This is a genomic window from Micromonospora sp. NPDC000121 (assembly GCF_042899165.1).
Classification (GTDB): domain Bacteria; phylum Actinomycetota; class Actinomycetes; order Mycobacteriales; family Micromonosporaceae; genus Micromonospora.
In genome coordinates, this window is record NZ_JBIAZP010000001.1 from 288,246 (window position 1) to 315,227 (window position 26,982).

Consider the following 26,982-nt stretch of genomic DNA (forward strand, 5'->3'; position numbering starts at 1 on the left):
GGTTGCAAAAGGAGTCGGTGCCGGTGGCAACCATGCCCCCTCATCGTCACGCACCGGGACGATCTGCTCGTCCGGGTGGCCTGCGCCGGGCCGCCCACCGTCTGCTCACCCTGGTCGCCGCCGCGGTCGTCGGCGTCGGCGTGCTCGCCGCGCCCGCGTACGCCGAGCCCTCGGTCGACGAGATCGAGGCCGCGATCGACAAGAAGTGGGAGCAGCTCGAGCCCACCATCGAGCAGTACAACAAGGTGCGGGCGCAGCTGAAGGTCAACCGCAAGAAGTCGGCGGATCTGCAGAAGAAGATCCAGCCGTTGGCGCTGGAGACCGAACTGGCGATGGACCGGGTCGGTGACCTCGCCGCCCGTTACTACATCTCCGGCCCGTCGCAGGAGATCGGCGCGCTGCTGGTCAGCGCCAAGCCGGACACGCTCACCGAGCAGCTGACCCTCCTGGACCGGCTGGCCGCCCAGGAGCGCAAGCAGCTCGAGGGCGTCACCAAGGTCCGCGACAAGTACGACGCGGAGAAGCAGAAGCTCGACGCGCTGATCGCCGCGCAGACCAAGCAGCAGAACGACCTGGCGGCGAAGAAGAAGCAGATCGACGCCGACATCAAGAAGCTCGAGGCGTCGCTGCCGGTGACCACCGTCAAGACGGAGAAGTGCCCCACCATCAACGGCGTGGTCAGCGAGGCGGCCCGGACCGCCATCAAGACCGCCTGCGCCCAGGTCGGCGACCCGTACGTCTGGGGTGCCACCGGCCCGAACTCGTTCGACTGCTCGGGCCTGACCCAGTACGCCTACAAGGCGGCGGGCATCCACCTGACGCACTTCACCGGCGCGCAGTGGAACGAGGGCAAGGCCATCCCGCGCTCCGAGGCGCGCCCGGGTGACCTGGTGTTCTTCTTCAGCGACCTGCACCACGTCGGCCTCTACCTCGGCAACGACAAGATGGTGCACGCGCCCCGGGCCGGCAAGCCGGTGAACGTCTCCAGCATCAACACGATGCCGGTGGCCGGGTTCCGCAGGCCCGGCTGATCCCGCACCACGCACGAAAGGGCCCCCGGTCGACTCGACCGGGGGCCCTCGTCGTGCGACGCGTCAGTTGGGCGCGCCCAGTGCGGACGGCAGCACGTCCACGTCGGCCCGGTTGACGTACATGAACCGGTGACCGAACTGGATCTGCACGTACTCGTTCTCGCCGCGGACCACCGTCCAGTCACCCGGAGACGACCCGTCGAACGTGACGGCCCGGTAGTACTCGCCGGGGAGCACCGGGCCGGCGGCGTACCGCTGGCCGGCCGAGAGGGTGTACTGCAGCGGCGAGATCGGCTGGTAGGGCACGCCCGCCGGGTAGGCGGCCTGCTCCGGGTACGCCCGGCCGTACACCGGGATGGTGGCCCTGCCGGCCTTCGGGGTCACCACGAAGCCGGCGGACCACTTCGCGGTCGGCTTCGAGGCGGGGTTGTGGAACCACGCCTTCTGGCCGAGGTACCAGATCGCGGTCCAGTCGCCCCGCACCTCGGCCAGGGCGTACGTCTGCCCCGTGGAGGCCCGGGCGCCGTGGTCGGAGATGTACATGGTGTTCGGGGTGCCGTCGGGCCGCAGCGCGATGTCGTTGACCAGCGGCGCGTCGTGGCTCGGCGCGCTGTGCAGGATCACCGCGGACGAGCCGCGCAGTGGGCAGGGCGCCGCCGGCGGGGGCGGGTTCGGCACGCCCGGGGGCTGCCGGTTGCAGCCGGTGAACTGCGGCTGGTTGGTGGCGAAGTCCGGGTCGATGGTGACCAGCCCCGTCTGCGGCGTGGCGGTCGACGAGAACGGCGCCTTCAGCAGGTCGAAGTAGTGCGACCAGTCCCAGTACGGGCCCGGGTCCCAGTGCATGCCGCGCACGGTCGAGGCGACGGTGCCGGGAATGTTGTCGTGGCCGATGATGTGCTGGCGGTCCAGCGGGATGTTGTACCGCAGCGCCAGGTGGCGGACCAGCTTGGCGGAGGTGCGGTACATCGCCTCGGTGTACCAGGTGCCGTGGCCCGCGAAGCCCTCGTGCTCCAGGCCGATGGACTTGGCGTTCACGTACCAGTTGCCGGCGTGCCAGCCGACGTCCTTGGTCTTGATGTGCTGGGCGATGTGGCCGTCCACCGAGCGCAGGGTGTAGTGCCAGCCCACCCGCCTCGGGTCCTTGACCAGGTTGACGCTGGGCCCGAAGTAGCCCTCGGTGTCGTGGATGACGATGTACTCGATCTTCTGCTGGGTCGGCCGGTCGGCGAGGTCGTGGTTGCCGTAGTCCCCCACCGTGGGGCCGTACTGCACGTAGGGCGCCGGGATCCACTCGCAGGAGATGGTGTCGGGGCACTCCAGACCGTCGGGCCGGGCGACCTTGCGCAGGCCCAGCCGGTCCAGCCAGGAGCGTTCCGGCTGCACCGCGCGGGCGGCCAGGGTGACCTGCTGCCCGTCGTCGGTCACCCGGCTGTCCCCGGCGCCGATGGTGGCGTACACCTCGTCGGCGAAGGCCGCCGCGGCGTCGGTGCTGTCCGCGCCCGAGTAGCGGGCCACCGCGCCGTACCAGGCCGCCGGGTCGGTGTCGGCGCCGACCGGCGCGCCGATCTGCTTCTGGTACGCGGCCAGCAGCGCCGCGCCGCCCCGGATGTTCGCCGTGACGTCCGTCCGCAGCGCCTCCTCACTGGCGCCGGTCAGCTCGGCGGCGGCGTCGAGCGTCCGCAGCGAGGCCTCGGCGGGCGGCGGGGTGTCCGGCGGCTCGTGCGCCTCGGCCAGGGACGGGCGCGAGTCGTCGCCACGTGGGTCCTCGGTGCCATCGTCGTGGTGGGTGCCCCCGGGCAGCGCGGCGACGTACTCCGCGTCGGTGAGGTGCATCGGTCCGAAGCCGCCGCTGGTGCTCGGCGTTCCGGCGTTGGTGTCCCAGCGGGACTGCAGGTAGGAGACTCCGAGCAGGACGCTCTCCGGCACGCCGTACTCCGCCGCCGCGGCGGCGTACTGCTGCTGCCGGTCGGTCGTCGTCGCGGCGGCGGCGGATCCGGCGGCGGTGAGCGGCGTCGCCGTCAGGGCGGCCGCCACGGCGGCGGCCAGCAGGACGCGTCTGCTCCTCGATGTCGCTGACAGGTGCATCAGACCCCCAGGTCGGACGGGCGAATGTGGGGCCACCTTCGCCCCGGGTACCACCTCCGGTCAATACCTTTCCATGCGCCACTTGCCGAAGAAGGAAAATTTCGCCGGCCGGGGTGGCGCGCTCCCACCGGCCCACATGAACACGGTGTGTCACGGCGCGATGGGTTGCGGATCGATAACGGCCGTCTCTACTCTGGTCAATCGTCGGCCGGCGACAGTCCGTCCATCCCGGGCGGTAACGGTCCGACACCGCCGAGTCGCTCCCGAGCGAGCCGGGGACCCAGGTAACCCGGGGTGAATCCGCAGCACCTGCGGTAGGGCGTCCCCTTCCCGCCCGAACCCGTCAGCTAACCCGGTAGGCGGTATGGGAAGAAGGAGTACGGAGCCCGGTGGCACACCATGCCCCGCGGCCACCGTCGGCACGGTCGGCGCCCGCCGACCCGACGACGGCTGCGCCGCGCCCACGCTGGTACCGCTGCACCACCGCCCTCGCCGCCCTGGCCGCGTTCGCCGTCGTCCTGACCGGCGGCGCCACGGCGGCCCACGCCGAACCGACGGTCGCGGAGATCGAGCGCCAGATCGACGAGGACTGGAACAAGCTCGAACCGATCATCGAACGGCACAACGCCACCCGCCAGGACCTGGCCGCCAAGCGCCGGCAGGCCACCGCCCTCGCCAAGCAGATCGAGCCGCTGGAGAAGCAGGTCGACCAGGCGATGGAGAAGGTCGGCGCGCTGGCCGTCCGCGCCTACAAGGGTGAGAACGTCTCCGCCGTCAACGCCCTGCTGGGCAGCCGCTCGCCCGACCAGATGGTCGGCCAGCTCGAACTGCTCGACCGGTTCGCCCGGCATCAGCAGCAGGACGTGCGGCAGGTCGCCGAGCTGCGCGACCGGCTGGCCGAGAAGAAGGCGTCGCTGGACGAGATGGTCGTCCAGCTCGGCCGGACCGAGGCGCAGCTCGCCGCGAAGAAGAAGCAGATCAACGCCGAGATCGACCGGCTGCAGAAGCTGCGGCTACGGATCTACGGCAGCGGTGGGGGCGGCCCGCTGCGCCCCGCCCCCTGCCCGGCCAGCTATCCCGGTGGCGGGGCCGGCACCGCGGTCAAGTTCGCCTGCGCCCAGATCGGCAAGCCCTACGTCTGGGGTGCCGAGGGCCCGGACGCGTACGACTGCTCGGGCCTGATGCTCGCCGCCTGGGCGAAGGCCGGGGTCTCGCTGCCGCACAACGCCGCGCAGCAGCGCCGGGTCACCGCGACCGTCAGCCGGGGCGAGCTGCGCCCGGGCGACCTGGTCTTCTACTACAGCGACCTGCACCACGTCGGCATGTACGTCGGCGGGGGCTGGGTGGTGCACGCCTCCCGCGCCGGCGTGCCGGTGAAGATGAAGAAGGTCGACGACGGCCCGATCCACAGCTACGGCCGCCCCGGCTGAGGTGTCAGGAAGTGGCCCCTTCCTAACGCGTTCGGTAGAGGAAGGGCCCCTTCCTGACAGGCGACCGTCGGGTCAGCGGGTCGGCCAGGTGCGCCAGTGCTGCCAGGAGCGGCTCGGGGTCGGGCCGCGCTGCCCCTGGTAGCGCGAGCCGTAGACGGCGGAGCCGTACGGGTGCTCGGCCGGCGACGAGAGCCGGAAGATGCAGAGCTGGCCGATCTTCATGCCCGGCCAGAGGGTGATGGGCAGGTTGGCCACGTTGGACAACTCCAGCGTCACGTGGCCGGAGAAGCCCGGGTCGATGAAGCCCGCGGTGGAGTGGGTGAGCAGACCCAGTCGTCCCAGGCTCGACTTGCCCTCCAGCCGCCCGGCGAGCTGGTCGCCGAGCGAGATCACCTCCAGCGTCGAGGCGAGCACGAACTCGCCCGGGTGCAGCACGAACGGCTCGCCCTCCGGCACCTCGACCATCGACGTCAGGTCGTCCTGTTGCATCGCCGGGTCGATGTGGGTGTAGAGATGATTGTTGAAGACGCGGAAGAGCTTGTCCAGGCGTACGTCGATGCTGGACGGTTGCACCAGCGTGGGCTCGAACGGCTCCAGCGCGAGCGTGCCCGCCTTGATCTCGGAGACCAGGTCGCGGTCGGAGAGCAGCATCGCACCACCTTAGCGAGCGATCTGCCTGACCTGCGTGTCGGACTACCTGTTCGTACACGTGTTCGATAGAATGTCGGCATGGCTTCCTGGTCCGAATTCGCCGCCGACGAGCCCCGCCTCGCCGACGGGATCCGCTCCCTCATGCAGCAGTACGGGCCGGGCTTCGGCTATCTGGCCACCGTCCGCGCCGACGGCGGGCCTCGGGTCCATCCCGTCTCTCCGGTGATCACCGACGAGGGGCTCTTCTGCTTCGTGGTCGACTCGCCCAAGCGGCGCGACCTGGAACGCGACGGCCGCTACGCCCTGCACTCCTTCCCGCCCGAGGAGAGCGACGACGAGGCCTACGTCGCCGGCCACGCCCGGCCGGTCACCGATCCGGCCCGGGTCGCCCGGCTGGCCCGCAACCACCGGGCCGCGCCGCAGGTCGACTGGCGGCTGTTCGAGTTCACCGTCGACGTGGCGATGCTCGCCCGCCGCGAGCCGGGCGTCGCGGGCGGCGCCGGCGAGGGGCACGGCCGGCCCGCCGTCCAGGTCTGGCTCGACCCCCAGGCCGCCGCCGGCAACGAGGCGGCGCCCGAGACGCGGTCGGGCTGCGGCGGCCTCGCCGCCCGCCCGGCCGCCTGAGACGCGGTGTGGCGCCCCGGGCCGTCCCCGTCCGGGCGCCACACCGCCTCACCCCGACCCCGAAGACGACAGTGCCGGCCCCGTCGAGCGGGGCCGGCACCGGTCGTACGGCGGAACTACGCCGCGCGGTACGCGTTCCAGGCGGTCAGCATGCGGCTGGCCTGCCCGGCGGTGAACTGGTACATGCAGGAGTCGTAGGTGTAGTCCATGAAGTTGGTGATCGGGTCGGCGCCCGGGGCGGTGCAGGTGTCCCGCCCGGTCGGGCACTGGAATGCCGGGGACGCCTCGGGCGCGGTGTCGCTGACGCTGTCACCCGAGCCGGAGCAGCCGCCCTGGAAGGTGTGGTAGAGGTTCAGCCAGTGGCCGACCTCGTGGGTGCCGGTGTCGCCCTGGTTGTAGTTGGTGGCCGTGCCGGCCGGCAGCGACTCGCTCAGCACGACGACGCCGTCCATGCTGTTCAGCTTCCGGGTCGGGAAGGTCGCCCAGCCGAGCAGGTCGTTGCTCAGCTCGCCCAGGTAGACGTTGAGGGTGTTCTTGCCGCCCTCGCGTAGCGAGGTCTTCATCGACCGCTCGGCCGAGGAGCCCTGCACGATCGGGTACCACGCCGGGTTCGTCACCCGGTTGATCTTCTGCAACTGGAAGCTGAACGCGGTGGGCGCACCGCCGGTCGCCCCGCTGTAGGCCTGGTTCAGCACGTTGATCTGCGCCGTGATCATCGAGTCCGGGATGTTGCCGCCGGCCCGGGTGGCGTCCCTCTGGATCACGTGCACCACGACGGGGACGGTGACGGTGGCCGTGACGGAGGCGCCGGCGCCGGTGCGGAACCGGGCGCGCTCGCGCAGGGCGGCGGCCAGGTCGGCCTCGCGCTCGCGGGTCTCCGCCAGGGTCAGCTCGTTCGGCTCGTGCCTGGTCGCGGCACCCGCCTTGACGCGGGCGTCGTGCGAGTGATCGTCGGCCGGCTCGACGCAGACCTCGCTCGGGGCGGCGGAGAAGGCCGACGCGGCCGGGACGACGCCCACCGCGGCGGTGCTGAGCAGCAGCGCGAGGGTCGTCGACGCGACGCCGGCCGTACGCCGGGTCAGCAGGTTGGGACGGAGTCCCATGGGCCCACCTCTTTCTGGCCGGCGCGACAGGGGGTATGTCACGCCGTGGCTGAGAACGTTGGGCAGACGTTACAACCGATCGACGAATTTGAGAACGGCCATATGTTGCCGTGATGAAACTTTTTCCTGGCCGGCGGCGACAATGATCGACAATTGGCGATGAAACGGTGATTCTGGGTGGCGATCCGCGCTGCCCGACGGCTCGGTGACGCCGATCTTCGGGTGTACCGGGTCGGCCGGCCCTTACGCGTCACGGCACGAACGGATCGTCGCCGCCGTGGCGGGCGTCCAGCTCCTGCGGCCGTGGCCGCGGGCCACCCGGGCGCCCGTCGGGCGACGCGGCGCGACGCCGGAGGGGGTACCTGGGTGCACCGGCGTGGCGACTCAGGTACAGTGGTGCCGCCTGCGGGTGTAGTTCAATGGCAGAACATCAGCTTCCCAAGCTGACAGTGCGGGTTCGATTCCCGTCACCCGCTCCACGCGAAAGGCCCTGGTCAGGACGCGAGTCCCGGTCAGGGCCTTCGACGTTGCTTCGGCGGGGGTGGCACGCAGTGAGGCCGAGTGGGAGGCGCTGCACCCGACAGTCGGCGGCAAGGCGGCGGTCGAGGTCGAGGGCCCCGCGGCCCGGCAGCGGAGGACTGAGAAGGGGGTTCAGACGCGGGGCAGATGGCGGCTCACGAGGGCCCGCAGCCGCTCCGCGTCCTGCGGAGAGCGCAGCCCGCGCTTGGGCAGCACCTCCACGAGCAGGATGTTCGGGTCGCGACTGAGCAGTACCAGGTGGTCGTGGGTCTCGCGGTATCCGCGGAAGATTGACCATCGCTGCACGAGTGTCGCATGCGCGGTCTCGGTCGCGATCCACGTCTCGCTGACGGACGTGCGGTACTCGCCCTGCCAGGAGATTGTGCGCAGCACGTGGTGGGCCTGGAGATGCGGGATCGACCAGATCAGGGCAGCGCAGAAGACGGCGGCCACGAACGACTGCGCGGAGCTTTCCGGTGCGGTCACGACCAGCACGGCGCCGACCCCGAACAGCCCCGTGAAGCCCCACCGGACCAGGTGGAGGCGCCGGCGGCGCTCACGCAGCCGGACGCCCGCGAGGATGTCGGCGCGCGTCGGTCGGTAGACCAGCTCGACCATGTCCTGTCTTCCGTCGCGCCCCATGTCCACGACCATGAGACGGGATCGTACTGCCCGTGCCGACTGCCGTGATCAGCTACGTCCGTCAACGCTGGATCTCCGCGTTCGATTTCGAATACAAGTACCCATCGCAAAGTTGCGGAGACCAACTCATTGGCCGGCGTTGCCGACCTTGCGCTCATATGCCGGGCAGTACCGGCGTCGGGTAAGCCGGTTGCAGGAACGCGAGAAGGGCCGCCGGTCGGAACCAACCGCCGGGCCATCCACGGGGCCATAAGACGGTGTGACGCCTTGGCCTTGCCCGAGCCGTCGGCCGACTTCTTGGCCGCCTTCCAATCGATCAGCTTGTTGAGGTTGCCGCGCCAGATCGGACGAGGCGAGGCTGACACCCGCGCGACTCATCCCGCAATGCGTGTTCCTGTCGCGGACCGTGAGGCCTCCGCGAGGCGCCTTGAGGATCATGCCGGGCATCAGGTGGGAGGCGGGCGATGCTCCTATGGAGTCAAGCCTCCGGTCAGACGTAGGTAGGCGACCGTGTCCTGGGATGGCACCATCGCTCGGTGAGCCGTCGTGACTGGGAGCGCCTGACGAACGTGGAACGGGCGTTCCTCATCAACGCGTTCGAGATGGATCTGCTGGCAGGCGTCTTTGGTGATCTGGTCGCGAATGAGCAGGAGATGCCTCTCCACGAGCTCGCCCAGGTCCTGTTGTCGCTGATCGATCGTGGCTGGATTGAAGCGCGTCGGTATGACCGGTGGATCGCCGAGGACGGGCGGGAGGGACTGATGCCGGGGGAGGTCGTCGCACGGCAGCACCTTCCGCGACTGCTGGCCGACCCGGCGACATGGGAGTACCCCGAGGACGCCACCTGGGTGGGAGCGATCACGCTCGTCGAGACGGAGGCTGGCAAGAAGGCCAGCCGCATGCCACCGGAAGACGGAAAATAAAGCCGTACGATCGCATCCGTCCCCTCGGCCACCGTCTGAAGCGTGTGTGGTCCGACGAGCCGCCCCTGGCTCATACCCCGTGCGGCAGGTTCCACAGGTGCAGGTTGGTCTGGTCTCCGGAGACCGTGTACCAGGCGCCCCGCCCGGCCGACCGCGGCGACCCCGAGACGGGGAAGGGGTAGGCGATCCGTCCGCGCAGGGCCATCGTGCGTGGGTCGGCCAGCCAGTGGCGGGGCAGTTCCTCGTCGTACTCGGTGGCGACCACGGCACTGTCGTCGTACGGGAACGCCGCCTCGTAGCCCCAGCAAACGCGGTCGCCAGCGGTTGAGGCAGGGGGCACGACTGCCTCGGCGTTCAGACGCCGCAGTTCCGTGCCGTCCTCCGCGCGGTGCAGGTAGAGGGCCCACTGTCCCGGATCCGTGGTCAGGAAGTGCTCCCCGGACGGGCTCACGGCGAGGAGGACCTCCTCGACGAACTGCCGGACAGTGAGCGTCGCGCCATCCCAGTGCCCCCACAGCACGGGCGAGTCCTCTTCTCCCTCGGCGACAGTCAGCCCCATGTGCGCCGGATCCGGATGGGGGAAGTGGAAGGAGGCCGAACCCACGGTCATCGTCTCGGCCCGGGCCAGCACCCTGCCGTCGGCGGGGTCGAGGATCAGCCATTCCTCTTTGACCTCGTCCCCCGCGTAGTTGCGGACGTGGGCCCAGAGGAGCTTGCCGTCCGAGGAGAAGGCCGCCGAGCCGCTGTCCGCGTGGCCGTGGTGGTGGTCGTCGGCGTACTCGGAGAACGAGGCGTGGGACTCGGTGCACACGGCGGCCGACCAGCAACCGTGCCGCATCTCCCACCGTACGGCGCCGGTCGGGTCCACCGCTCGCAACGCGTGGACGCCGACGAACACGGCGACATCGCCCGCGGGAGAGACCGTCGTCGAGCCGTACCGGCGCGGCCAGGGCGCGGGGAAGCGCACCTCCGTCCCCTCCCCGTCCAAGTCGCGGACGGCCAGCTCGGTGTCCCCGCGCTGCACCAGCAGCCGGCGCCCGGGCCAGTGCAGCACCTCTGGGGCGTCCGCCGAGGTGGGGTCGAGTGGCGCGGCGACGGTGGCCACGAGCTGAGCGGCGACCCGGGGTGAACTCCCGGGGGCAGCACGGTCCGGCACGGTCATGGTCAGGAACACCTGACCGTGATCAGCTGCGGGCGGTTGCCGATGCGGCACTCGTGGCTGAGCTGCACGGTCCCCGACCTGGTGAGGGCCGCGCCCTGCCCGTCGGCCGGCGTGGCGGTCAGCGTCCACGTGTAGGCGCCGTTGGGTATCGACCGGCGGCGGTCGTCCCTGCCGTTCCAGGTCGTGGCCACCAGGCCGCGCGTCAGGCCGCCGGAAAGGGTACGGACGACCGCGCCGCTGGCCTGACTCCTGATCACGAGCGTCCAGGAGGCGGCCGGCTTGGACAGCCACCACTTCGGGCTCCAGTGCCCGGCACCGCCGTTGACGTGCGCCGCCGTGGCGACGGTGGCGTCGAGCTGGGCGAGGGGTGAGACCGGGACGCCGCTGGGCACCAGGTGGATGCCGCCGTCGGCGCCGAGGTGGGCGATGACGCCGGTGTACGGGTCGACGCCCCAGGGCCGCCACGACGCGAACGCCCCGGCGGTGTGCGACCTCGGCGTCCCGTCGCGGACGTCGGTCACCTTCAGTTGGCCGTCCGCCTCGGACGCCACGAAGCCGTCGCCGAGCTTCGCCGACGACCAGTCGTCGCCGGAGACGAGCCGCAGGTTCGTCTTCTTCACGGTGTCGTAGACGCCTTGGCCCGACGCCGAGCCCACGCAGGTCCACAGCAGCCACCGCCCGACGGCCTGGAGGTCTTCCAGGAGGCACCCACTGCCGAACCACACCTGAGCGCCCCGTTGCCCGGTCAACACGTCGACGGGCGCCACGGCGTCGTTGCCGTCCCGCACCCACACGGTGGTGCCCCACAGCGCCTCGACGGAGGCCGTCGTCGTGAACACCGTCTTTCCGGTGTCGAGATCGACGACCCGGGTCTCCGTACCCGTGCCGCCGGGTGCCGTGAGGGCCGCGAAACGGACGCCCACAGCCGCCACCGAGTGGTAGGTGCGGGAGCTGTCGATCCGGGTTCCGGGCATGGGCTGGGTCGGCCCCAGCAGGTGGGGCTGCCGGTCGTCGTCCGTACGCCCGTAGCTGAGGCCCGAGACGACCGTCCGGCCGTCACCGGTGTCGTGGAGCTCGGGGCACCCCGGCGTGTCGCAGCTGGCGGGCCCGGGGCCCCGGGCGGTACGCGGGCCGACAGTCAGGGAGCCGGTCACGCCGATCTCCCGGGTGTAGAGGTCGCGCCGATCCTGCCAGGCGTCGTGGTGCTCCAGGGTGTTCAGCCGCCCCTGGGTGAGGGTCAGCCCGAACACCGCCCCGAACTTCCGCGGGTACGCCTCGGCGATCTTGCGGACCGTCACGTCGCCGCCGTCCGCGGCCTCGACGAGCGTCACTCCCCACCGGTCCAGGTCGGGGCCGCCCTGCACCAGGAGCCTGCCGTCCGGCGTCGGCATGGGGAGCCCCTCCGACCTGGCCAGCAGCGTCTTCGCCGGACGACCGTCGAGGGCCACGGCCTCGACCCGCCAGACCGGATCCAGGTAGCTCAGGGGGCCCAGCGAGGGATCGTGCCGGCCCACCACGAGCGTCTCGCCGACCATCCCCAGGACCTGCGCACCGCCGGCCAGCGGCACCGTCCGCGGGGTGGCGGTGAGGTCTTCGCGCGAGTGGATGGCGACGGCGCCGTCCTGCGACCACAGCAGGTGGGTGGAGGTGAGCACGACGGTGCCGGTGCCCGCCCACCTGGTGTACGGGAGCGGGATCAGCCGGCCCTGCTCGATGTCGAGAAACCCGGTGCGTGCCGTGGTGCCCACCCGGTACTGCACGATCTGCCCGCGCGCGTCGCCCAGCGGGGCCCCGACCTCGGTCGAGCCTGCGATCCCGTCGGGGACGCCCGCCACGGCACGCTGGGTGACCGAACCGTCGTCGTGGGCGTCGAAGAGGTGCCACGTGTAGTTGGCGTCGGACGAGTTTCCCGTCGTCGTCACGACCGTCCACCCCAGCGTGCTGACGTACGTGTGGCCGAGGGGAATCGGGACCGTACGCGATCGGCCGGCCGCCATGTCCCGCAGGGTGACGGTCCTGGTGGCGAGCTTCGGGTTCGCGACGATGTCCGAGCCGGCGCCGAAGTCCGGGACCATGACGGCGTCCGTGAGGGACATGTCGAGCTTGGTGTCGACGCCCGCGTAGCTCGTCCACAGGTAACCCAGCGTGGGCTCGTGACGGAGGAAACCCGAGGGTCCCGCGCTCAACAGCGCCGTCTGGGGATCCAGGACGTAGGTGGCGGGGATGACCGCCTCTCCCGCGACCGGTTCGGCCTGCGCGCTGCCGGCCGACAACGAGGTCAGGCCCGCGGCGAGCGTGAACGACACGGCGGCGGCGATGCCGGCGCGGATGAGCGAGCCTCGGACCACGCTCGTCCTCCCTGTAGGACAGAGGGTGAGGGGTTCCGGCCACGGAGCCGGAAGACGTCTTGCCGGGAAGCTGTTCCTGCGGCGTCACACCGGCGCGGTGGCCGGCCACGCACGCGACCCGCGACGGCCGGAAGCCCCGGACAAGTGGCGGGAGCTTAGCAGCCGAATCCACTCCGGGCGGACCCGTCCACTCCGTGGCCCGTCGAGCGCTACGCCTCGGCGGAGCGGGCGCGGTGGGCCGCCATCCAGGCGGTGGCGAAGTCGACCAGCGCGCGCTGCGACATCAGTCGGGCGGTGCTTTCGCCCACCCGGCCCACGACGGCCGCGCCCGTCTCTTCGAACTCGGCGCCCAGCCGCCCGAAGTCGCCCTCGTCCGTACGCACATCGGTCCAGGTGAGCCAGCGGCTGCTTCCGTCCGGCTGCCGCACCGAGGCGCCCTCCTCCGTGCGGGGCGGGGACGACTGCCGCCACTCCGCCAAATGGAGCGAGGTGTTCGAGTCGTACCCGCAGCCGAGAAGGAGCACCTTGCCGTCCAGGCGGTACGCCGCGCCGAGCGGCGACCGCTCGCCCAGCGCCTCGTCGAGGCGGTGGCCCGCCACGATCTCTGCGGCGTGCGCGCCGAGGGCGGCGAACGAGACCTGTGGGTGGTCGCTGCGCCGGGCGCCCGGCCAGACACGGACCACCTCGGCAAGGGCGCCCACCCAGCGGCTCGGCGTGCGCGCCGGGTCGAAGCCGGGCGTGTGGGCGCGGATCACCGGCCACCACGACTCGGGTACGGGCGGGTTCCGCCAGCCGGCAGGGTCGCTGTTCTCCGGGGTGTGAGTGGGCACCACGAGAGTGCCGTCGGGGCCGACCGCCGCCAGCAGGGCCTCCACGACCGCCTGCGGACCGCCGGCGACGAACCCGAGGCTCCGCATCGACGAGTGCACCAGCAGGACGTCGCCCGCCGAGACGCCGAGGTCGCGCAGGTCGGCGGCCAGGGAGGCGGCGGTGTGCGGCGCGGATTGATCCACGCCGCGCAGCCTATGCGGCTTTCGGCGGGCCGCCCACCGCGTTTCCCCCCGGGAGGTACGCGATCGACCGGCAGGACGGCGGCCCCGCACCGACCGGCGCCCGGGCTGTGGGCCGCTCGGTGAGCGCGTACGGCATGGTGATCGCACCCCGAGCGGGGTGCGACACCTCGTGCGGCGGCTGGCCCGGCCGAACACCAGCCAGCGCGCGGTGGGCGCCCGGGCCGGGGACGGCCGATAGGCTGGCGATCATGCGGATTGGCATCGTGATCCTTCCCGACCAGCGCTGGTCCGACTCCCGGCGGCGGTGGCGGCAGGCGGACGAGTGGGGCTTCGACCACGCCTGGACGTACGACCACCTGGGCTGGCGGGACCTGGTCGACGGGCCGTGGTTCGACTCGGTGGCCACGCTGACGGCCGCCGCGACGGTGACCTCCCGCATCAGGCTCGGGACGCTGGTCGCCTCGCCGAACTTCCGGCATCCGGCGGCGTTCGCCCGGCAGGTCACCGCGCTCGACGACGTCTCCGGCGGGCGGCTGCTGCTCGGTCTCGGCGCGGGCGGGATCGGCTTCGACTCGGCCGTGCTCGGCGGGGAGACGCTGCCGCCGCGCCAGCGCGTCGACCGGTTCGCCGAGTTCACCGAGCTGCTCGACCTCATCCTGCGCGAGGACGGCACCACCTGGCGCGGGGACTGGTTCACGGCGGTCGACGCGCGCAACAACCCGGGCTGTGTCCAGACGCCCCGGGTGCCGTTCGTGGTGGCCGCCAACGGGCCCCGGTCGATGCGGCTGGCGGCCCGGTTCGGCCAGGGCTGGGTCACCACCGGCCCCGGCGGGGACGACCTGGAGAGCTGGTGGGACGGGGTGGCCGAACTCTGCGCCCGGATGGACAAGACGCTCGCCGCGGCCGGCCGCGAACCGGCCACCCTCGACCGCTACCTCTCGCTGGACTCGGCACCCGTCTTCTCGCTGCGCAGCGCCGAGTTCTTCGCCGACCAGGTCGGCCGGGCCGCCGCCCTCGGCTTCACCGACGTGGTCACGCACTGGCCCCGGGCCAGCAGCTGGTACGCCGGCGACGAGGCCGTCCTGGTGGACGTGGCCACCCGCCTGCTGCCCGAGCTGCGCCGGGACTGACCGGTCGCTCTCAGGTGCCGAGGTCGCCGGTGGGGACGCCGCCGTCGCCGGCCGAGACCAACCGGAACCGGATGCAGACGACCTCGCTGTCGTCGGTGACGGGGGTGCCGACCCGCGCCCAGTAGGCGGCGTGCCCCTCGCGCCATTCCTCGACCGAGCGGTCGCCCTCGCCCTCGGACCGGGCGAAGTCCCAGGACACGTCGGCGAAGCGGACCACCTCGACGCCGGTGACCTCGACGACGCCGACCAGCGAGTCCTCGTCGTCCACGAGGGCCAGCCGCTCGCCGACGTGCTCCAGCTCCTCGCCCTCCTCGGCGTACTCGGTGAGCAGGCCGGCGGTCGCCGTCTTCACCCCGGCGAGCACCAGGGTGTTCAGTCGCGTCCGCAGCTCGCCGGGAGTGCCGAGGGCGAGGGTGCGCAGTTCACCGATCCGAGGCCACATCCTGCCGAGGCTACCGCCGTCGTTGATCTCGTACCTGCGCATTTGTCGCCCGCCGGCGACCCCCTCGACGGTACGGTCGGCAGGTCGGCGACCACGGAGGGCGGTCACGGCGGATCGGCGTGCGGCGCTCGTCCCCGGGCGGGGCTACGACACCCGTTGCCGGGTCTGCACGGCAGTCGAGGCGTTCGTCCAGGTCACGTCAGCGCTTCCCCGCTGACCAGCCCCCGGATCCGCAGTTCGGCCGCGACCGCCGGCGGGCAGTCGAGCACGACGGCGGCGGTGCCGACCGGTTCGGCGCCGCGCGCGGCGCAGATCTCGTAGAGCGCGCGGACCTGGGCTCCGGTGGCGACCCAGTCGTCCACCACCAGGACCCGGTCGCCGCGGTCGAGACCGTGGTCCCGGACGGCCAGGTCCACCCGCCGGCCGCGGAAGTCCGGTGGGCTCTGCGCCCAGGTGAGCGGCCCGGCGGGCAGCCGGCCGTCGCCCGGCTTGTGCGCCGGCACGAAGCCGACCCCGAGCGCCGTGGCGGCGAGCGGACCGAGCAGGAACCCCGTCACCGCCGGCGAGACGACCACCGTGGGCCGGGCGGCCCGGAACGGCTCCACCAGGGCCGGCCCCAGCCGGGCGAGCACCTCGGGGTCGCGCCACCAGCCGGAGACGTCGCTGACCAGGTGACTGGCGCCGGGGCCGGGATCGATCCAGCGGACCAGTTCGGCGAGGCGTGTACTCAGCTCGGGGGACATACCACCCATCCTGCGGCAGCCGGCGCGACCCGCTCGCCACGAAGGCCGGCGGCACCCGGCCCACCTCTGCGCGTCCCGCGCGCCACCCGGGCCGCCCGGCCCACCCCGGGGTCGGATGATCGGCTACACGTATCACCGCAATTGCGGGCATACCCGCATGATCACGTTGACTTCGGAAGTGCTTCTCTCGTTACGGTCCGACCCGGTTTGTTCAGATGACGAAAGGACCGGACCGGTGGCTGGCAGGCACTCCCGTACCCGCAGGTTCTCCTCGCCGGCCGCCATCGCGGCCACCGCGGCAGTCGGGGTGGCCCTTGCCGTCGGCGGGACGGTCGGCGCCGTCCAACTGACCTCCGGTTCCGAGGCCGCGCGGCCGGTCGCCGTCGACCTGTCGCCCACCGGGTCGCCGAGCAGCGTGGCCCCCAGCTCGCCGGCCGCCTCGCCGAGCGCCAGCGCGTCGCCGAGCGTGACCGCCAGCCCGGAGGCGACCCGGTCGCCCCAGGCGCCCTCCCGGAGCAAGCCGCGTACCGCCGCGCCGAAGCCCACGGCGACGAAGAAGACCAGCACCGCCCGACCCGTGGTGGGCAGCGGCTCGTGCGGCGCCTCCTTCTACTCCGAGGGGCAGCTCACCGCCAACGGCGAGACCTTCGACCCGTCGGAGCTGACCGCCGCCCACAAGACCCTGCCGTTCGACACGAGGGTCCGGGTCACCAACCCGGCGAACGGCAAGTCCGTGACCGTGCGGATCAACGACCGCGGCCCGTTCGTCGAGGGGCGCTGCCTGGACCTGTCCCGGGCCGCGTTCGCCGAGATCGCCTCGCTGGACGCGGGTCACGTCGAGGTCCGCTACGAGGTGCTCGGCTGAGCCCTCGCCGGGCCGCGATCGGCCCGCCGGGGTGATCCGCGTGGCCAGAACATCCTCGGACGACGGGCCAGGTTCATTCACCCGTTCACGTCCATCAGGCATGCTGTCCCTCGTACGCACGAAACCCTTCCAGTCGGGCTCCGGCCCGCTGAGCCCCGGATCCCGCGCCGGCCTCGGCGCGGCCATCGTCCTGCTTGCGATCGTCTCGGTGGTCGAGCTGGCCGACGGGCGGTCGGCGAACTACATCGCGCTCATGGTCGCCGGGCCCTTCCTGGCCGCCGCGTTGGCGTCGTGGCGGATCGTGCTCGGGGTGGGTGCCGCCGCCACGGCGCTCGGGGCGGGCTTCGCCCTCGGCGAGCAGACCGTGTCGCTGTCCACCGCGGTGGCGGTCACGTGCATCGCGCTGGGCACCGGGATCGCGGCGGCCACGGCGGCCGTACGGCAACGGCAGGCCGAGCAGATCGCCGAGTTGTCCCGGCTGGCGGCGGTGGCGCAGCAGGCCGTGCTGCGCCCGCTCGGACCGCAGGTCGGCACGCTCTCGGTCGCCGCCCGCTACATCTCCTCCACCGCCACGGCGGAGATCGGCGGGGACCTGTACGAGGCGATCGACACGCCGTACGGGGTGCGGATGATTATTGGCGACGTGCGGGGCAAGGGGCTGGACGCGGTCCGGCTGGCCAGCATCGTGCTGGGCTCGTACCGGCACGTGGCGTACGAGCGGGCCGACCTGCGGGCGATCGTGGCCGACCTGGACCGGGCGGTGGCCCGGAGCGTGGGCGACGAGGACTTCGTCACCGCCGCGTTGGTCGAGGAGCGGGGCGGCACGCTCACCATCGTCAACTGCGGTCACCCGCCGCCGCTGCTGCTGCGCCGGGGCGCCGTCATCCCGCTCGAACCGCCGGCCCCCGCGCCGCCCCTGGGCTTCATGCCGGTGGTCCGCCCCCGGGTCGAGCGGCTGGAGCCCGGCGACCGGTTGCTGCTCTTCACCGACGGGCTCGGCGAGGCGCGCCGGGACGGGGAGTTCTTCCCGACCGCCGACCGGGCCTGGCGGCTGCTCGGCCACGGCACCGTCGCCGACGGGCTGGCCTCGCTGGAGACCGCCCTGAAGGAGTGGGTGCACGGCCGGCTCGACGACGACATCGCCCTGGTCCTGATGGAGTACACGGGCTCGCGCGACGGCACGACCGCGACCGCGGCCGTGCCGAGCTGGGAGGTCGGCGCGGCCGAGAGCTGAGCCGGGCGGCCCGTTGCGGGAGGGTGTCGGGACGGTCTCGGCAACCTGAACGGGAGCTGTGTAATCGCCGTCACTTCCGGGATCGTCTTGTCGCTTCCTACCCGCGAGTAATACAGTCAGGGTTACTGATCGGTAACACCTGTCCGGAAGCGGGGCCAGCGAGCATGACCCACTACAAGAGCAATCTTCGGGACCTCGAGTTCAACCTCTTCGAGGTCTTCGGGGCGGACCAGGCGTTCGGCCAGGAGCCGTACACGGAGCTGGACGTCGACACCACGCGCGACATCCTCGCCGAGGTCGACCGCCTCGCCCGGGAGGACCTGGCCGCCAGCTACCTGGACAGCGACCGCAACCCGCCGGTCTTCGACCCGGCCACGCACACCGCGCCGCTGCCGGAGTCGTTCAAGAAGTCGTACCAGGCGTTCATGAACTCCGAGTTCTGGCGGCTGGAGCTCCCGGCGGAGCTGGACGGCAGCAACGCGCCGCGGGCGCTGGTCTGGTCCCTCGCCGAGCTGGTGCTCGGGGCCAACGCCGCGGTCTGGATGTACTCCTCCGGCCCGTCCTTTGCGCACGTGCTGCACGTCGAGGGCACCGAGCGGCAGAAGAAGTGGGCCAAGCTCTTCGCCGACAAGCAGTGGGGCTCCACGATGGTGCTCACCGAGCCGGACGCGGGCTCGGACGTGGGCGCCGGCCGGGCCCGCGCCATCCCGCAGCCCGACGGCTCCTGGCACATCGAGGGCGTGAAGCGCTTCATCACCTCGGCCGAGCACGACCTGAGCGACAACATCGTCCACTACGTGCTGGCCCGACCGGTCGGCGTCGAGGGTGCCGGCGGCCCGGGCACCAAGGGCCTGTCGCTGTTCGTCGTGCCGAAGTACCACTTCGACGAGGAGACCGGCGAGCTGGGCGAGCGCAACGGCGTCTTCGCCACCAACGTCGAGCACAAGATGGGCCTCAAGGTGTCGAACACCTGCGAGGTGACCTTTGGCGAGCACGGCGTACCGGCCAAGGGCTGGCTGCTGGGCGAGAAGCACGACGGCATCCGGCAGATGTTCATGATCATCGAGAACGCCCGGATGATGGTCGGCACCAAGGCGATCGCCACCCTGTCGACCGGCTACCTCAACGCCCTCGAGTACGCCAAGAGCCGGGTGCAGGGCGCGGACCTGACCCAGATGGCGGACAAGACCGCGCCGCGGGTCACCATCACCCACCACCCGGACGTGCGCCGCTCGCTGATGCTGCAGAAGTCGTACGCCGAGGGCCTGCGCGCGCTCGTGTGCTACACGGCGAGCTGGCAGGACAAGATCGTCATGGCCGAGACGGCCGGTGACGAGAAGGCCGCCAAGACGGCCAAGCGGGTCAACGACCTGCTCCTGCCGCTGGTCAAGGGCGTCGGCTCGGAGCGCGCGTACGAGCTGCTCGGTCACGAGTCGCTGCAGACCTTCGGCGGCTCCGGCTTTCTCCAGGACTACCCGCTGGAGCAGTACGTCCGCGACGCGAAGATCGACACCCTGTACGAGGGCACCACCGCGATCCAGAGCCTCGACCTGATCTTCCGGAAGATCGTCCGGGACAACGGCAAGGCCATGATGGTCGTCGCCGGCGAGATCCAGGAGTTCATCGCCACCGAGGGCGGCAACGGCCAGCTCAAGGAGGAGCGGCAGGCGCTCGGCAAGGCGCTCGCCGAGGTCCAGAACATGCTCGGGGTGCTGACCGGCTGGCTGGGCGAGGCGCAGGGCGGCGACACCCGGGCACTCTACAAGGTCGGCCTGGCCAGCCGCCGGTTCCTGCTGGCAGTCGGCGACCTGGTCGTCGGCTGGCTGCTCCAGAAGCAGGCCGACGTGGCCCTGAAGGCCCTGGCGGGCGAGGTCTCCGCCGCCGACAAGGCGTTCTACACCGGCAAGGTGGCCGCCGCCCGGTTCTTCGCCCGCGAGGTGCTGCCCCGCATCGGCGCCGACCGGCGGATCATCGAGGGCACCGACCTGGACATCATGGACCTCCCGGAGGAGGCCTTCTGAGACACGCCACCCCCGCGCTGCGGCGCGGCGGTGCCGTGCCGCGGGCGGCGGCGTGGCGGTACGGCGGTGTGGCCGGGTGACAACCCGGCAGAGGCCAGGCACGACGGCCGGCGGGCGGCAGCCCGCCGGCCGTCGACGTCTCCCGGAGGATGCCGCGCCCGCCGACCGGCCTGCGGCCACCCGCCGATCACGCAGCGTTGCGGACGGCGCGCCGAGGAGAGGATGCCCTTTTCGCCCTTTGCTCTGCACCCACGGAGGCACCAGGCACTTTCGGTGTCCGTTGCGTCGGTGGGTGCAGAGCAAAGGCGGCGCGGAGGCATGGCGTTGGTGGCCCCTATCTGTGCGGGATGCGCCCCTTGCCCGATTCGTGGCGGCCTGGTAACGGGTAGCGGGCGGCGAGACCGTTACTTTCCGTGAGGCCCCAAGAATCTCCAGCTCCGTCACGCTCCGCAGTCAGGCGCGAGGCCGTCGGCCTCGTGGGCGAGCCGAGCGGCCCCGCCCGAAGGAGGTCCGGAAGAGGGGGCGCCACGGCTATTCGGTGGCCCCATCCAGGTAGCCGGGCGGTGTGGCGGGTAACCGTCGCAGGGCCACGTCAGAGAACGCCCAGAGCCACCGCACGGGGGAGTGCAGCGCACATGGGCATTGGTAGCGGGATCTTCCTGATCGCGATCGGCGCGATCCTCACCTTCGCCATCAGGGCCAACGTCTGGTGGGTCGACCTGCGCGCGGTCGGCTGGGTGTTCATCCTGGCCGGCCTCGCCGTACTGCTGACCACGCTCTGGTTCTGGCAGGACCGCCGTAAGCGGGCGCGGACACTGATCGTCGAGGAGAACCGGCTCTCGCATCCGACCGCGATGATGCCGCCACCGCCCGACCCGCCGCCGCCGACGGCACCGCCGTCCTGAGCCGACGCCGCCGTGCCGCCGGCCCCAGGCGGCGGTACGCCGGCCGGCGGCACGACCGGCACCGCGAGCCAGGGGCGCGGCCCGCGTGCCGTCTCTGAGCCGCCCGCGAGCGCGGGCGGCTCAGCCGCGTGCGGTGTGCTGGTGGGTGATCGGAGCCTGTCCCCGGCCCAGATCGGCCCAGTCGACCTGGGGCCGGTGCACGACGACATCGCTGGTACGCATGCCGTCCTGGTCCGCGCGCGCCGGGTCCAGGAGGGCGGAGAGCAGCGAGATGCCCGGGTTGTGGGCGATCAGCAGGACGGTGCGCGCGGCCGGATCGACCCGCCTGACCAGTGCCAGCAGGTCCTCCGGATGCGCCTCGTACGCGTCCGCCTCGTAGCGCACGACGGGGGCGGGGCCGGCCGGGCCGCCCTCGGGTGGTGACCCGGTCATGCCCATCGCCACGCCGTGCCAGGTCTCGCGGGTGCGCCGGGCGGCCGAGCAGATCACCACGTCCGGCAGCAGCTCGTGCTTGGCCAGCCAGGCCCCGGCCGCCGCCGCGTCGGCGTGCCCCCGGACGGCCAGCGGGCGGCCCACGTCCGGCGCCTCCCCCGGCTGTTCGGCCTTGGCGTGCCGGAGCAGCACGAGTGTCCGTCCCGCGGCGTGAGCGTCCGTCATGTCCCCAGCTTGCCCGATTGGCGATCACAACGCCTGGGTAAGTCGATGGAGGCCGCACCCCCACCGATGGCCGCGGCGGCGGGAAACGCCAGGGACAGCCGAGGAGGCGACGACATGGGTTTTGGTGGCAGCATCTTCCTGATCGCGCTGGGTGCGATCTTCGCGTTCGCTGTGGAGGCGGATCTGGGTTGGCTCGACCTGGCGGTCGTCGGCTGGGTGCTGATGCTCGCCGGCCTGGCCGGCCTGCTGGTCACCCTCCACTTCTGGAACACGCGCCGTCGGGCGGTCGTCGCCCGCCCGGTGGCCGAGGACCGGGTCGTCGCCGAGCGGGTCGTGCCGGTGCAGGACGACCGGGTCGTCGAGGAGTACCGCGAGGTGCGTCGGCCGCGCCGTACGGTCTGACGTCCCGACGCCGACCGGGGCTCCGCAGCGTGGCGGGGCCCCGTCGTCGTGCGCAGCGGGGCGTGGGTGGGCCCGGCCGGTCGGTCAGGCGAAGAGAGCGAAGTAGATGGCGATGTGGTGGCAGAGCGCCGCCACCAGGGTGCAGGCGTGGAAGAACTCGTGGTGGCCGAAGACGGTGGGCCACGGGTTGGGCCGGCGCAGCGCGTAGAAGACCGCGCCGACGCTGTAGATCGCGCCGCCGACGATGAGCAGCACCAGCGCGGTCACGCCGCCCTGGTGCAGGATGTCGGGCAGCATCGCGACCGAGACCCAGCCGAGCGCCAGGTAGAGCGGCGCGGAGACCCAGCGGGGGGCGTGCGGCCAGACCAGCTTGAGCGCCACCCCGGCGATCGCGCCGCCCCACACCAGCGACAGCATGATCGCGGATGGTCGCGGTTCCAGCAGCAGGACGCAGAACGGCGTGTACGTGCCGGCGATGAACACGAAGATCATCGAGTGGTCCATCCGGCGCATGATCTGGTAGCCGCGCTCCGACCACACGCGACGGTGGTAGAGCGCGCTGGTGCCGAAGAGCCCGCACACCGTCAGGCTGTAGATCACGCAGCTCACCAGGGGCGCCCAGCCGGGTCGGGAGGCGGCGATCGCGCTGAGCACGATCCCGCAGACGAGGGCGACGAAGAACGCGTACGTGTGCAGCCAGCCGCGCATCCGGGGCTTACCGATGTCGACCGGCTTGAGTCGAAGCGGGGCGGAGGTGGTCACGACATCAGGTTACGGCACCGTAGGTTACCTGCAAGTAGTGCGTCTGATCACGTGGGACGGCGACCGGTCGACCCTGGTGCCGCGGGTCGGTCATGGAGTATGGCGGGATGCGGATCCGACCCGTCGGCGCGCACGCCCTGCTGATCGACTGTGACGACGCCGACCAGGTGGAGGGATGGCGGGCGACGCTGTGGCAGCGGCGCGAACGCGGCGAGCTGACCGCCGTCGAGATCGTGCCGGCGGCCACCACCGTCCTGCTCGACGGCGTGCCCGACCCGGCCGCGACCGCCGCGCGCATCGCCGCCTGGGCACCCCGACCGCCCGCCCCCGCCGACACGGCTGCCGCCGACCGGGTCGAGGTCCCCGTGACGTACGACGGGGAGGACCTGCCCGTCGTCGCCGGCCACTGGGGCGTGGACGTGCCGGCGGTGGTCGAGCGGTTGACGCGTACCGCCTTCCGGGTGGCCTTCTGCGGCTTCGCCCCCGGGTTCGCCTACCTCACCGGGCTCCCCGCCGCACTGGCGGTACCCCGGCTGCCCACCCCGCGCCCCCGGGTGCCGGCCGGCTCCGTCGCCCTGGCCGGCCCGTACGCGGGGATCTATCCGGCGGCCTCGCCCGGCGGCTGGCTGCTGGTCGGGCGGACCGGCGCGGCCCTCTTCGACGTGCACGCGGACCCGCCCGCCCGGCTCATCCCCGGCACCGAGGTGCGCCTGGTGGCGGCGTGACCGGGACGGCGGTCGAGGTGCTCCGCGCCGGGGCGCTGACCACCGTCCAGGACCTCGGCCGGGCCGGGTGGGCCCACCTCGGCGTGCCCCGGTCGGGCGCACTCGACCCGGCGGCGCTGCGGCTGGCCAACCGCCTCGTCGGCAACCCGGAGTCCGCCGCCGGCCTGGAGACCACGTCGACCGGCTGCGAGCTGCGGTTCCCGCGCGCCGCGACGGTCGCGGTGACCGGGGCGGCCACCGCCGTCCGGGTCGGCCGTCGGTTCGGGGACGTGGGACGGCCGCTGTCGGTGCCGGCGGGTGCCGTGCTGCGGATCGACCCGCCCCGCGACGGCCTGCGCAACTGGCTCGCGGTCGGCGGCGGGATCGCCGTCGAACCGGTGCTCGGCAGCCGGGCCACCGACACGCTCTCCGGGCTCGGCCCGCCGCCGCTGCGCGACGGCGACCTGCTGCCCCTGGGCACACCGACCGGGCCGCCCGCCCCGGTGGACGTCACCATCCCGGCGCCGACCCCGACCGAGCTGCGGCTGACGCTGCGCCTCGGCCCCCGCCACGACTGGTTCACCTCGGCCGCGCTGGACCGGCTGTTCGGCACCGCGTACGCGGTGAGCCCGGTGAGCAACCGGGTCGGTGCGCGGCTCACCGGCGCGGCGCTGCCCCGCGCGGTGGCCGGGGAACTGCCCAGCGAGGGAATCGTGCTCGGCGCGGTGCAGGTGCCGGCGGACGGCCAGCCGCTGATCTTCCTCGCCGACCACCCGACCACGGGCGGGTACCCCGTCGTCGGGGTGGTGGACGACGTGACCCCCCTCGCGCAGGCGCGCCCAGGGACTACGGTCAGGTTCCATGGACCTCAACGCTGACCTCGGCGAGGGATTCGGCATCTGGCGGCTCGGTGACGACGCCGCGCTGCTGGACCTGGTCACCTCCGCCAACGTCGCCTGCGGCTTCCACGCCGGCGACGCGTCCACGATGCGCCGGGTCTGCGAGGCCGCCACCGAACGCGGGGTCGCCGTCGGCGCCCAGGTCGGCTACCGCGACCTCGCCGGCTTCGGCCGGCGACACATCGCGTACGCCTTCGCGGAGCTGCGCGACGAGGTCACCTACCAGCTCGGCGCCCTCGACGCGTTCTGCCGGCTGTTCCACACCCGCGTCCGCTACCTCAAGCCGCACGGGGCGCTCTACCACGCCGCCGCCTGCGACGAGGCCCAGGCGGCGGCGCTGGTCGCCGCGGTCGGCGACTACGACCACGAACTGCCGCTGCTCTGCTCGCCCGGCTCGGTCCTCGCCCAGCTCGCCGCCGGGGCGGGCCTGCGGGTGGTCGCCGAGGGCTTCGCCGACCGTGGCTACCTGCCCAACGGCTCGCTCGTGCCACGCGCCGCCCCGGGCGCGCTGGTCACCGACCCGGAGGAGGTGGCCGCCCGCGCCGTCCGGATGGCCACCGAGCAGACCGTGGTCGCCGTCGACGGCAGCGTCATCCCGTGCCCGGTCGAGTCGATCTGCCTGCACGGCGACGCCCCCGGCGCGGTCCGGTGCGCCGAGCTCGTGCGCGCCGCCCTGGTTGATGCGGGGGTCACGCTCACTTCGTTCGCGTGAAAGGAGGGGCACCTTCCTATCGCATTTTGTAGAGGAAGGTGCCCCTCCTGACACAGAGGCCGGGCGGCGTGCGCCGTCCGCGTGGTGTTCAGGCGTCCAGGCCGCGGAGGACCAGCGGAAGCCGGGCGGCGGCGCCGTCGACCACCCGGACCGGGACGCCCCAGTCCTGGCGGGTCAGGTGGCATGCCGCGTGCTCGACGTCCGCGTCGCAGGTCGCCGCCTGGGCGGTCACCTGGAGCACCCCGCCGGCCACGTCGCCGTTGACCACCAGCCGGCGGGACAGCTCCGTGCCGGTGCCGGCACCCTCCAGCAGCAACTCGGGCGGGGACGCGGAGACCACCAGCCGCGTGGACGGGCCGTACGTCTCGTCCAGCTTCTGCCCCGGCGCGGGGGTGAAGACGACGTCCAGCGTCACCTCGCCGGCGGACAGGTCGGTGGGCTTGCGCTCGGTGCGGTGCCGGGGGCCGTCCACGGTGCTCGCCCCGGCGGCGGAGAGCGCGCCCGGCGCCAGCCGGGTCAACCGGTGCGCGGCGGACTCCACCACCAGCACGTCGCCGTCCGGCGTCAGCACGACGTCGCTCGGCTCCGCGAGCCCGTCGGCGACCGTCGAGACCCGGTCGCCCTCCGGGTCGTAGCGGCGGACCGCCCCGTTGTACGTGTCGGCGATCAGCACCGAGCCGTCCGGCAGCGCGCACACCCCCAGCGGGTGCTGGAGCAGCGCCGAGGAGGCTGGCCCGTCGACGTGGCCGAAGTCGAAGAGCCCCTGCCCGACGACGGTGCCCATGACGTCGTTCTCGACGTAGCGGATCGCGCTGGTCTCGCTGTCGGCAACCCAGAGCCGCGCGCCGTCGGCCGAGACCGAGAGGCCGGACGGCTGCGCCATCCACGCCTCGGGCAGCGGGCCGTCGCGCAGCGCCTCCACGGTCGTGCCCGCGTACATGCCGGCGGTGCGCTTCACCGGGTCGAACCACCAGAGCTGGTGGATGCCGGCCATCGCGATGACGATCTTGTCGTCGTACCAGGCCAGGTCCCAGGGGGAGGAGAGGTCGACCGAGACCGCGTCGTGCGCGTGGTCGTCGACCGTGGAGCGCCACTGCCGGCCGGTGCCGGCGACCGTGACCACCTCCCCGTCCGTCAGGCGTACGCCGCGCAGCAGGTGGTTGACCGTGTCGGCGACGACCAGGTCGTAGCCGGCCACCTCGGCGACGTGCGCGGGCAGCAGGCAGAGCCCCTGCGGTTCGGAGAAGGTGGCCGCCGCGGCCGGACCGTCGGCCCGCCCCCGGGTGCCGGAGCCGATCCGGCGGACCAGCGTCTCGCCGTCCGGGGCCAGCTCGGCCAGCGAGTGCCGGGCCGAGTCCGACACCAGCAGGTTGCCGTTCTCCAGCAGCACCGCCTTGCCGGGGAAGCGCAGCGTGGTCTCCGGCTCGGCCGGCGGCACGTACGGGCCCTCGCCCCGGTGCAGCGTGCCCTTCGCCTCGTGGGTGGCGATCAGGTCGTCGACCAGCCGGGCGAGCCCCTCGGCGTGGCCCTCCCCGGCCATGGTCGCCACCACGTAGCCCTCCGGGTCGATCACCGACAGGGTGGGCCAGGCGCGGGCCGCGTACTGCTGCCACATGTCCAGCTCGGGGTCGTCGAGCACCGGGTGGTGGACGCCGTACCGCTCCACGGCGGCGGCGAGCGCGTCCGGGTCCTTCTCGTGCTCGAACTTGGGCGAGTGCACGCCGATCACGACGAGCACGTCGCCGTACTTCTCCTCCAGCGGGCGCAACTCGTCGAGCACGTGCAGGCAGTTGATGCAGCAGAACGTCCAGAAGTCCGCGATCACGATCTTGCCGCGCAGATCGGACAGCTTCAGGTCCCGCCCGCCGGTGTTCAGCCAGCCCCGACCGCGCAGCTCAGGGGCCCGTACTCGTGCGCTCATGAGCCCAGTCTGCCGGACGCGGCGGGCCGGGCCGGGCGGCACCCTACGCGGGCT

General features: G+C 72.5%; 25 protein-coding genes, 1 tRNA gene and 1 riboswitch. Of the genes, 14 read left to right on the forward strand and 12 right to left on the reverse strand.

Features of this window, described 5'->3' with window-relative positions; all coding sequences use genetic code 11:
* The first annotated feature begins 17 nt into the window (after positions 1-17).
* A complete protein-coding gene (locus ACFY23_RS01415) occupies positions 18-1,031 on the forward strand; it encodes an NlpC/P60 family protein (RefSeq protein ID WP_350683125.1) in 1,014 nt (337 codons plus the stop codon).
* Positions 1,032-1,094: 63 nt separating this feature from the next.
* On the opposite strand, the gene ACFY23_RS01420 is transcribed toward ACFY23_RS01415, so the two are convergent.
* Positions 1,095-3,116, reverse strand: a complete 2,022-nt coding sequence (locus ACFY23_RS01420; protein ID WP_350683123.1) for a peptidoglycan recognition family protein — start codon at positions 3,114-3,116, stop codon at positions 1,095-1,097.
* A gap of 240 nt (positions 3,117-3,356) precedes the next feature.
* Positions 3,357-3,493, forward strand: a riboswitch (cyclic di-AMP (ydaO/yuaA leader).
* Between the two features lie 12 nt (positions 3,494-3,505).
* On the opposite strand from ACFY23_RS01420, the gene ACFY23_RS01425 reads away from it, so the two are divergent.
* A complete protein-coding gene (locus ACFY23_RS01425) occupies positions 3,506-4,546 on the forward strand; it encodes an NlpC/P60 family protein (protein ID WP_350683121.1) in 1,041 nt (346 codons plus the stop codon).
* A gap of 72 nt (positions 4,547-4,618) precedes the next feature.
* Here ACFY23_RS01425 and dcd read toward each other — a convergent pair whose 3' ends face one another.
* Positions 4,619-5,197 carry a dCTP deaminase gene (dcd, locus tag ACFY23_RS01430; protein ID WP_350683119.1) on the reverse strand — a complete coding sequence of 193 codons (579 nt, stop codon included), beginning with the start codon at positions 5,195-5,197 and terminating at the stop codon, positions 4,619-4,621.
* 78 nt (positions 5,198-5,275) lie between these two features.
* On the opposite strand from dcd, the gene ACFY23_RS01435 reads away from it, so the two are divergent.
* Positions 5,276-5,821: a pyridoxamine 5'-phosphate oxidase family protein gene (locus ACFY23_RS01435; protein ID WP_350683117.1), complete on the forward strand. Its 546-nt coding sequence runs from the start codon at positions 5,276-5,278 to the stop codon at positions 5,819-5,821.
* A gap of 116 nt (positions 5,822-5,937) precedes the next feature.
* Here ACFY23_RS01435 and ACFY23_RS01440 read toward each other — a convergent pair whose 3' ends face one another.
* The gene (locus ACFY23_RS01440) at positions 5,938-6,924 is read right to left on the reverse strand and encodes a zinc metalloprotease (protein WP_350683115.1); all 987 of its coding nucleotides are present in this window, start codon (positions 6,922-6,924) and stop codon (positions 5,938-5,940) included.
* A 405-nt stretch (positions 6,925-7,329) separates the two neighbouring features.
* Between ACFY23_RS01440 and ACFY23_RS01445 the strand changes: the two genes are divergently transcribed.
* Positions 7,330-7,403: transfer RNA gene (locus tag ACFY23_RS01445), tRNA-Gly, on the forward strand.
* A 172-nt stretch (positions 7,404-7,575) separates the two neighbouring features.
* On the opposite strand, the gene ACFY23_RS01450 is transcribed toward ACFY23_RS01445, so the two are convergent.
* Complete coding sequence (locus tag ACFY23_RS01450) at positions 7,576-8,097, reverse strand: YcxB family protein (protein WP_350683114.1); 522 nt, start codon at positions 8,095-8,097, stop codon at positions 7,576-7,578.
* 524 nt (positions 8,098-8,621) lie between these two features.
* Here ACFY23_RS01450 and ACFY23_RS01455 point away from each other — a divergent pair.
* Entirely contained in the window at positions 8,622-9,008 is a 387-nt protein-coding gene (locus ACFY23_RS01455) for a hypothetical protein (RefSeq protein WP_350683112.1), read from the forward strand.
* A gap of 70 nt (positions 9,009-9,078) precedes the next feature.
* Here ACFY23_RS01455 and ACFY23_RS01460 read toward each other — a convergent pair whose 3' ends face one another.
* From ACFY23_RS01460 to ACFY23_RS01470, 3 genes are all read right to left on the reverse strand, one after another.
* Complete coding sequence (locus tag ACFY23_RS01460) at positions 9,079-10,170, reverse strand: hypothetical protein (RefSeq protein WP_350683110.1); 1,092 nt, start codon at positions 10,168-10,170, stop codon at positions 9,079-9,081.
* Between the two features lie 2 nt (positions 10,171-10,172).
* Entirely contained in the window at positions 10,173-12,518 is a 2,346-nt protein-coding gene (locus tag ACFY23_RS01465) for a FlgD immunoglobulin-like domain containing protein (protein WP_350683108.1), read from the reverse strand.
* 209 nt (positions 12,519-12,727) lie between these two features.
* Positions 12,728-13,531 carry an AAC(3) family N-acetyltransferase gene (locus tag ACFY23_RS01470; RefSeq protein ID WP_350683106.1) on the reverse strand — a complete coding sequence of 268 codons (804 nt, stop codon included), beginning with the start codon at positions 13,529-13,531 and terminating at the stop codon, positions 12,728-12,730.
* Between the two features lie 248 nt (positions 13,532-13,779).
* Between ACFY23_RS01470 and ACFY23_RS01475 the strand changes: the two genes are divergently transcribed.
* Positions 13,780-14,661 carry an LLM class flavin-dependent oxidoreductase gene (locus ACFY23_RS01475; RefSeq protein ID WP_350683104.1) on the forward strand — a complete coding sequence of 294 codons (882 nt, stop codon included), beginning with the start codon at positions 13,780-13,782 and terminating at the stop codon, positions 14,659-14,661.
* 10 nt (positions 14,662-14,671) lie between these two features.
* Here the strand turns inward: ACFY23_RS01475 and ACFY23_RS01480 are convergent, their stop codons facing one another.
* The gene (locus tag ACFY23_RS01480; RefSeq protein WP_350683102.1) at positions 14,672-15,103 is read right to left on the reverse strand and encodes an ASCH domain-containing protein; all 432 of its coding nucleotides are present in this window, start codon (positions 15,101-15,103) and stop codon (positions 14,672-14,674) included.
* A 194-nt stretch (positions 15,104-15,297) separates the two neighbouring features.
* Positions 15,298-15,846 carry a phosphoribosyltransferase family protein gene (locus ACFY23_RS01485; RefSeq protein ID WP_350683100.1) on the reverse strand — a complete coding sequence of 183 codons (549 nt, stop codon included), beginning with the start codon at positions 15,844-15,846 and terminating at the stop codon, positions 15,298-15,300.
* A gap of 235 nt (positions 15,847-16,081) precedes the next feature.
* On the opposite strand from ACFY23_RS01485, the gene ACFY23_RS01490 reads away from it, so the two are divergent.
* The 4 genes from ACFY23_RS01490 to ACFY23_RS01505 all read left to right on the forward strand — a co-directional run bounded on the left by ACFY23_RS01490 (position 16,082) and on the right by ACFY23_RS01505 (position 20,871).
* Complete coding sequence (locus tag ACFY23_RS01490) at positions 16,082-16,711, forward strand: septal ring lytic transglycosylase RlpA family protein (RefSeq protein ID WP_350683098.1); 630 nt, start codon at positions 16,082-16,084, stop codon at positions 16,709-16,711.
* Between the two features lie 100 nt (positions 16,712-16,811).
* Entirely contained in the window at positions 16,812-17,945 is a 1,134-nt protein-coding gene (locus ACFY23_RS01495; RefSeq protein ID WP_350683096.1) for a PP2C family protein-serine/threonine phosphatase, read from the forward strand.
* A 164-nt stretch (positions 17,946-18,109) separates the two neighbouring features.
* A complete protein-coding gene (locus ACFY23_RS01500; RefSeq protein ID WP_350683094.1) occupies positions 18,110-19,966 on the forward strand; it encodes an acyl-CoA dehydrogenase in 1,857 nt (618 codons plus the stop codon).
* 635 nt (positions 19,967-20,601) lie between these two features.
* A complete protein-coding gene (locus ACFY23_RS01505) occupies positions 20,602-20,871 on the forward strand; it encodes a DUF6458 family protein (RefSeq protein WP_043961115.1) in 270 nt (89 codons plus the stop codon).
* A gap of 120 nt (positions 20,872-20,991) precedes the next feature.
* Here the strand turns inward: ACFY23_RS01505 and ACFY23_RS01510 are convergent, their stop codons facing one another.
* Complete coding sequence (locus ACFY23_RS01510; RefSeq protein WP_350682800.1) at positions 20,992-21,528, reverse strand: histidine phosphatase family protein; 537 nt, start codon at positions 21,526-21,528, stop codon at positions 20,992-20,994.
* Positions 21,529-21,642: 114 nt separating this feature from the next.
* Here ACFY23_RS01510 and ACFY23_RS01515 point away from each other — a divergent pair, with 114 nt between their 5' ends.
* Positions 21,643-21,930 carry a DUF6458 family protein gene (locus ACFY23_RS01515; RefSeq protein ID WP_350682798.1) on the forward strand — a complete coding sequence of 96 codons (288 nt, stop codon included), beginning with the start codon at positions 21,643-21,645 and terminating at the stop codon, positions 21,928-21,930.
* An 84-nt stretch (positions 21,931-22,014) separates the two neighbouring features.
* On the opposite strand, the gene ACFY23_RS01520 is transcribed toward ACFY23_RS01515, so the two are convergent.
* On the reverse strand, positions 22,015-22,692 hold the full coding sequence (locus ACFY23_RS01520; protein WP_350682796.1) for a hemolysin III family protein: 678 nt from the start codon (positions 22,690-22,692) through the stop codon (positions 22,015-22,017).
* A gap of 107 nt (positions 22,693-22,799) precedes the next feature.
* Between ACFY23_RS01520 and ACFY23_RS01525 the strand changes: the two genes are divergently transcribed.
* From ACFY23_RS01525 to ACFY23_RS01535, 3 genes are read left to right on the forward strand one after another with little or no spacing between them, the layout of a single operon-like run.
* The gene (locus ACFY23_RS01525) at positions 22,800-23,417 is read left to right on the forward strand and encodes an allophanate hydrolase subunit 1 (RefSeq protein WP_350682794.1); all 618 of its coding nucleotides are present in this window, start codon (positions 22,800-22,802) and stop codon (positions 23,415-23,417) included.
* Complete coding sequence (locus ACFY23_RS01530; protein WP_350682792.1) at positions 23,414-24,274, forward strand: biotin-dependent carboxyltransferase family protein; 861 nt, start codon at positions 23,414-23,416, stop codon at positions 24,272-24,274. Before ACFY23_RS01525 ends, ACFY23_RS01530 begins: the two co-directional genes overlap by 4 nt.
* Entirely contained in the window at positions 24,258-25,007 is a 750-nt protein-coding gene (locus tag ACFY23_RS01535) for a 5-oxoprolinase subunit PxpA (RefSeq protein WP_350819237.1), read from the forward strand. The genes ACFY23_RS01530 and ACFY23_RS01535 overlap by 17 nt, the downstream gene beginning before the upstream one ends.
* Positions 25,008-25,095: 88 nt before the next feature.
* Here ACFY23_RS01535 and ACFY23_RS01540 read toward each other — a convergent pair whose 3' ends face one another.
* A complete protein-coding gene (locus ACFY23_RS01540) occupies positions 25,096-26,928 on the reverse strand; it encodes an NHL domain-containing thioredoxin family protein (RefSeq protein ID WP_350682788.1) in 1,833 nt (610 codons plus the stop codon).
* Positions 26,929-26,982: the final 54 nt, after the last annotated feature.

What these genes read in the sequence shown, in the direction of transcription:
- ACFY23_RS01435 (WP_350683117.1), top strand. Translation starts at nt 5,276, where the DNA reads ATGGCTTCCTGGTCCGAATTCGCCGCCGACGAGCCCCGCCTCGCCGAC.
- dcd (WP_350683119.1), bottom strand. Translation starts at nt 5,197, where the DNA reads ATGCTGCTCTCCGACCGCGACCTGGTCTCCGAGATCAAGGCGGGCACG.
- ACFY23_RS01535 (WP_350819237.1), top strand. Translation starts at nt 24,258, where the DNA reads ATGGACCTCAACGCTGACCTCGGCGAGGGATTCGGCATCTGGCGGCTC.
- ACFY23_RS01460 (WP_350683110.1), bottom strand. Translation starts at nt 10,170, where the DNA reads ATGACCGTGCCGGACCGTGCTGCCCCCGGGAGTTCACCCCGGGTCGCC.
- ACFY23_RS01515 (WP_350682798.1), top strand. Translation starts at nt 21,643, where the DNA reads ATGGGTTTTGGTGGCAGCATCTTCCTGATCGCGCTGGGTGCGATCTTC.
- ACFY23_RS01540 (WP_350682788.1), bottom strand. Translation starts at nt 26,928, where the DNA reads ATGAGCGCACGAGTACGGGCCCCTGAGCTGCGCGGTCGGGGCTGGCTG.
- ACFY23_RS01500 (WP_350683094.1), top strand. Translation starts at nt 18,110, where the DNA reads ATGACCCACTACAAGAGCAATCTTCGGGACCTCGAGTTCAACCTCTTC.
- ACFY23_RS01510 (WP_350682800.1), bottom strand. Translation starts at nt 21,528, where the DNA reads ATGACGGACGCTCACGCCGCGGGACGGACACTCGTGCTGCTCCGGCAC.
- ACFY23_RS01480 (WP_350683102.1), bottom strand. Translation starts at nt 15,103, where the DNA reads ATGTGGCCTCGGATCGGTGAACTGCGCACCCTCGCCCTCGGCACTCCC.
- ACFY23_RS01420 (WP_350683123.1), bottom strand. Translation starts at nt 3,116, where the DNA reads ATGCACCTGTCAGCGACATCGAGGAGCAGACGCGTCCTGCTGGCCGCC.
- ACFY23_RS01525 (WP_350682794.1), top strand. Translation starts at nt 22,800, where the DNA reads ATGCGGATCCGACCCGTCGGCGCGCACGCCCTGCTGATCGACTGTGAC.
- ACFY23_RS01485 (WP_350683100.1), bottom strand. Translation starts at nt 15,846, where the DNA reads ATGTCCCCCGAGCTGAGTACACGCCTCGCCGAACTGGTCCGCTGGATC.
- ACFY23_RS01495 (WP_350683096.1), top strand. Translation starts at nt 16,812, where the DNA reads ATGCTGTCCCTCGTACGCACGAAACCCTTCCAGTCGGGCTCCGGCCCG.
- ACFY23_RS01440 (WP_350683115.1), bottom strand. Translation starts at nt 6,924, where the DNA reads ATGGGACTCCGTCCCAACCTGCTGACCCGGCGTACGGCCGGCGTCGCG.
- ACFY23_RS01475 (WP_350683104.1), top strand. Translation starts at nt 13,780, where the DNA reads ATGCGGATTGGCATCGTGATCCTTCCCGACCAGCGCTGGTCCGACTCC.
- ACFY23_RS01505 (WP_043961115.1), top strand. Translation starts at nt 20,602, where the DNA reads ATGGGCATTGGTAGCGGGATCTTCCTGATCGCGATCGGCGCGATCCTC.
- ACFY23_RS01450 (WP_350683114.1), bottom strand. Translation starts at nt 8,097, where the DNA reads ATGGTCGTGGACATGGGGCGCGACGGAAGACAGGACATGGTCGAGCTG.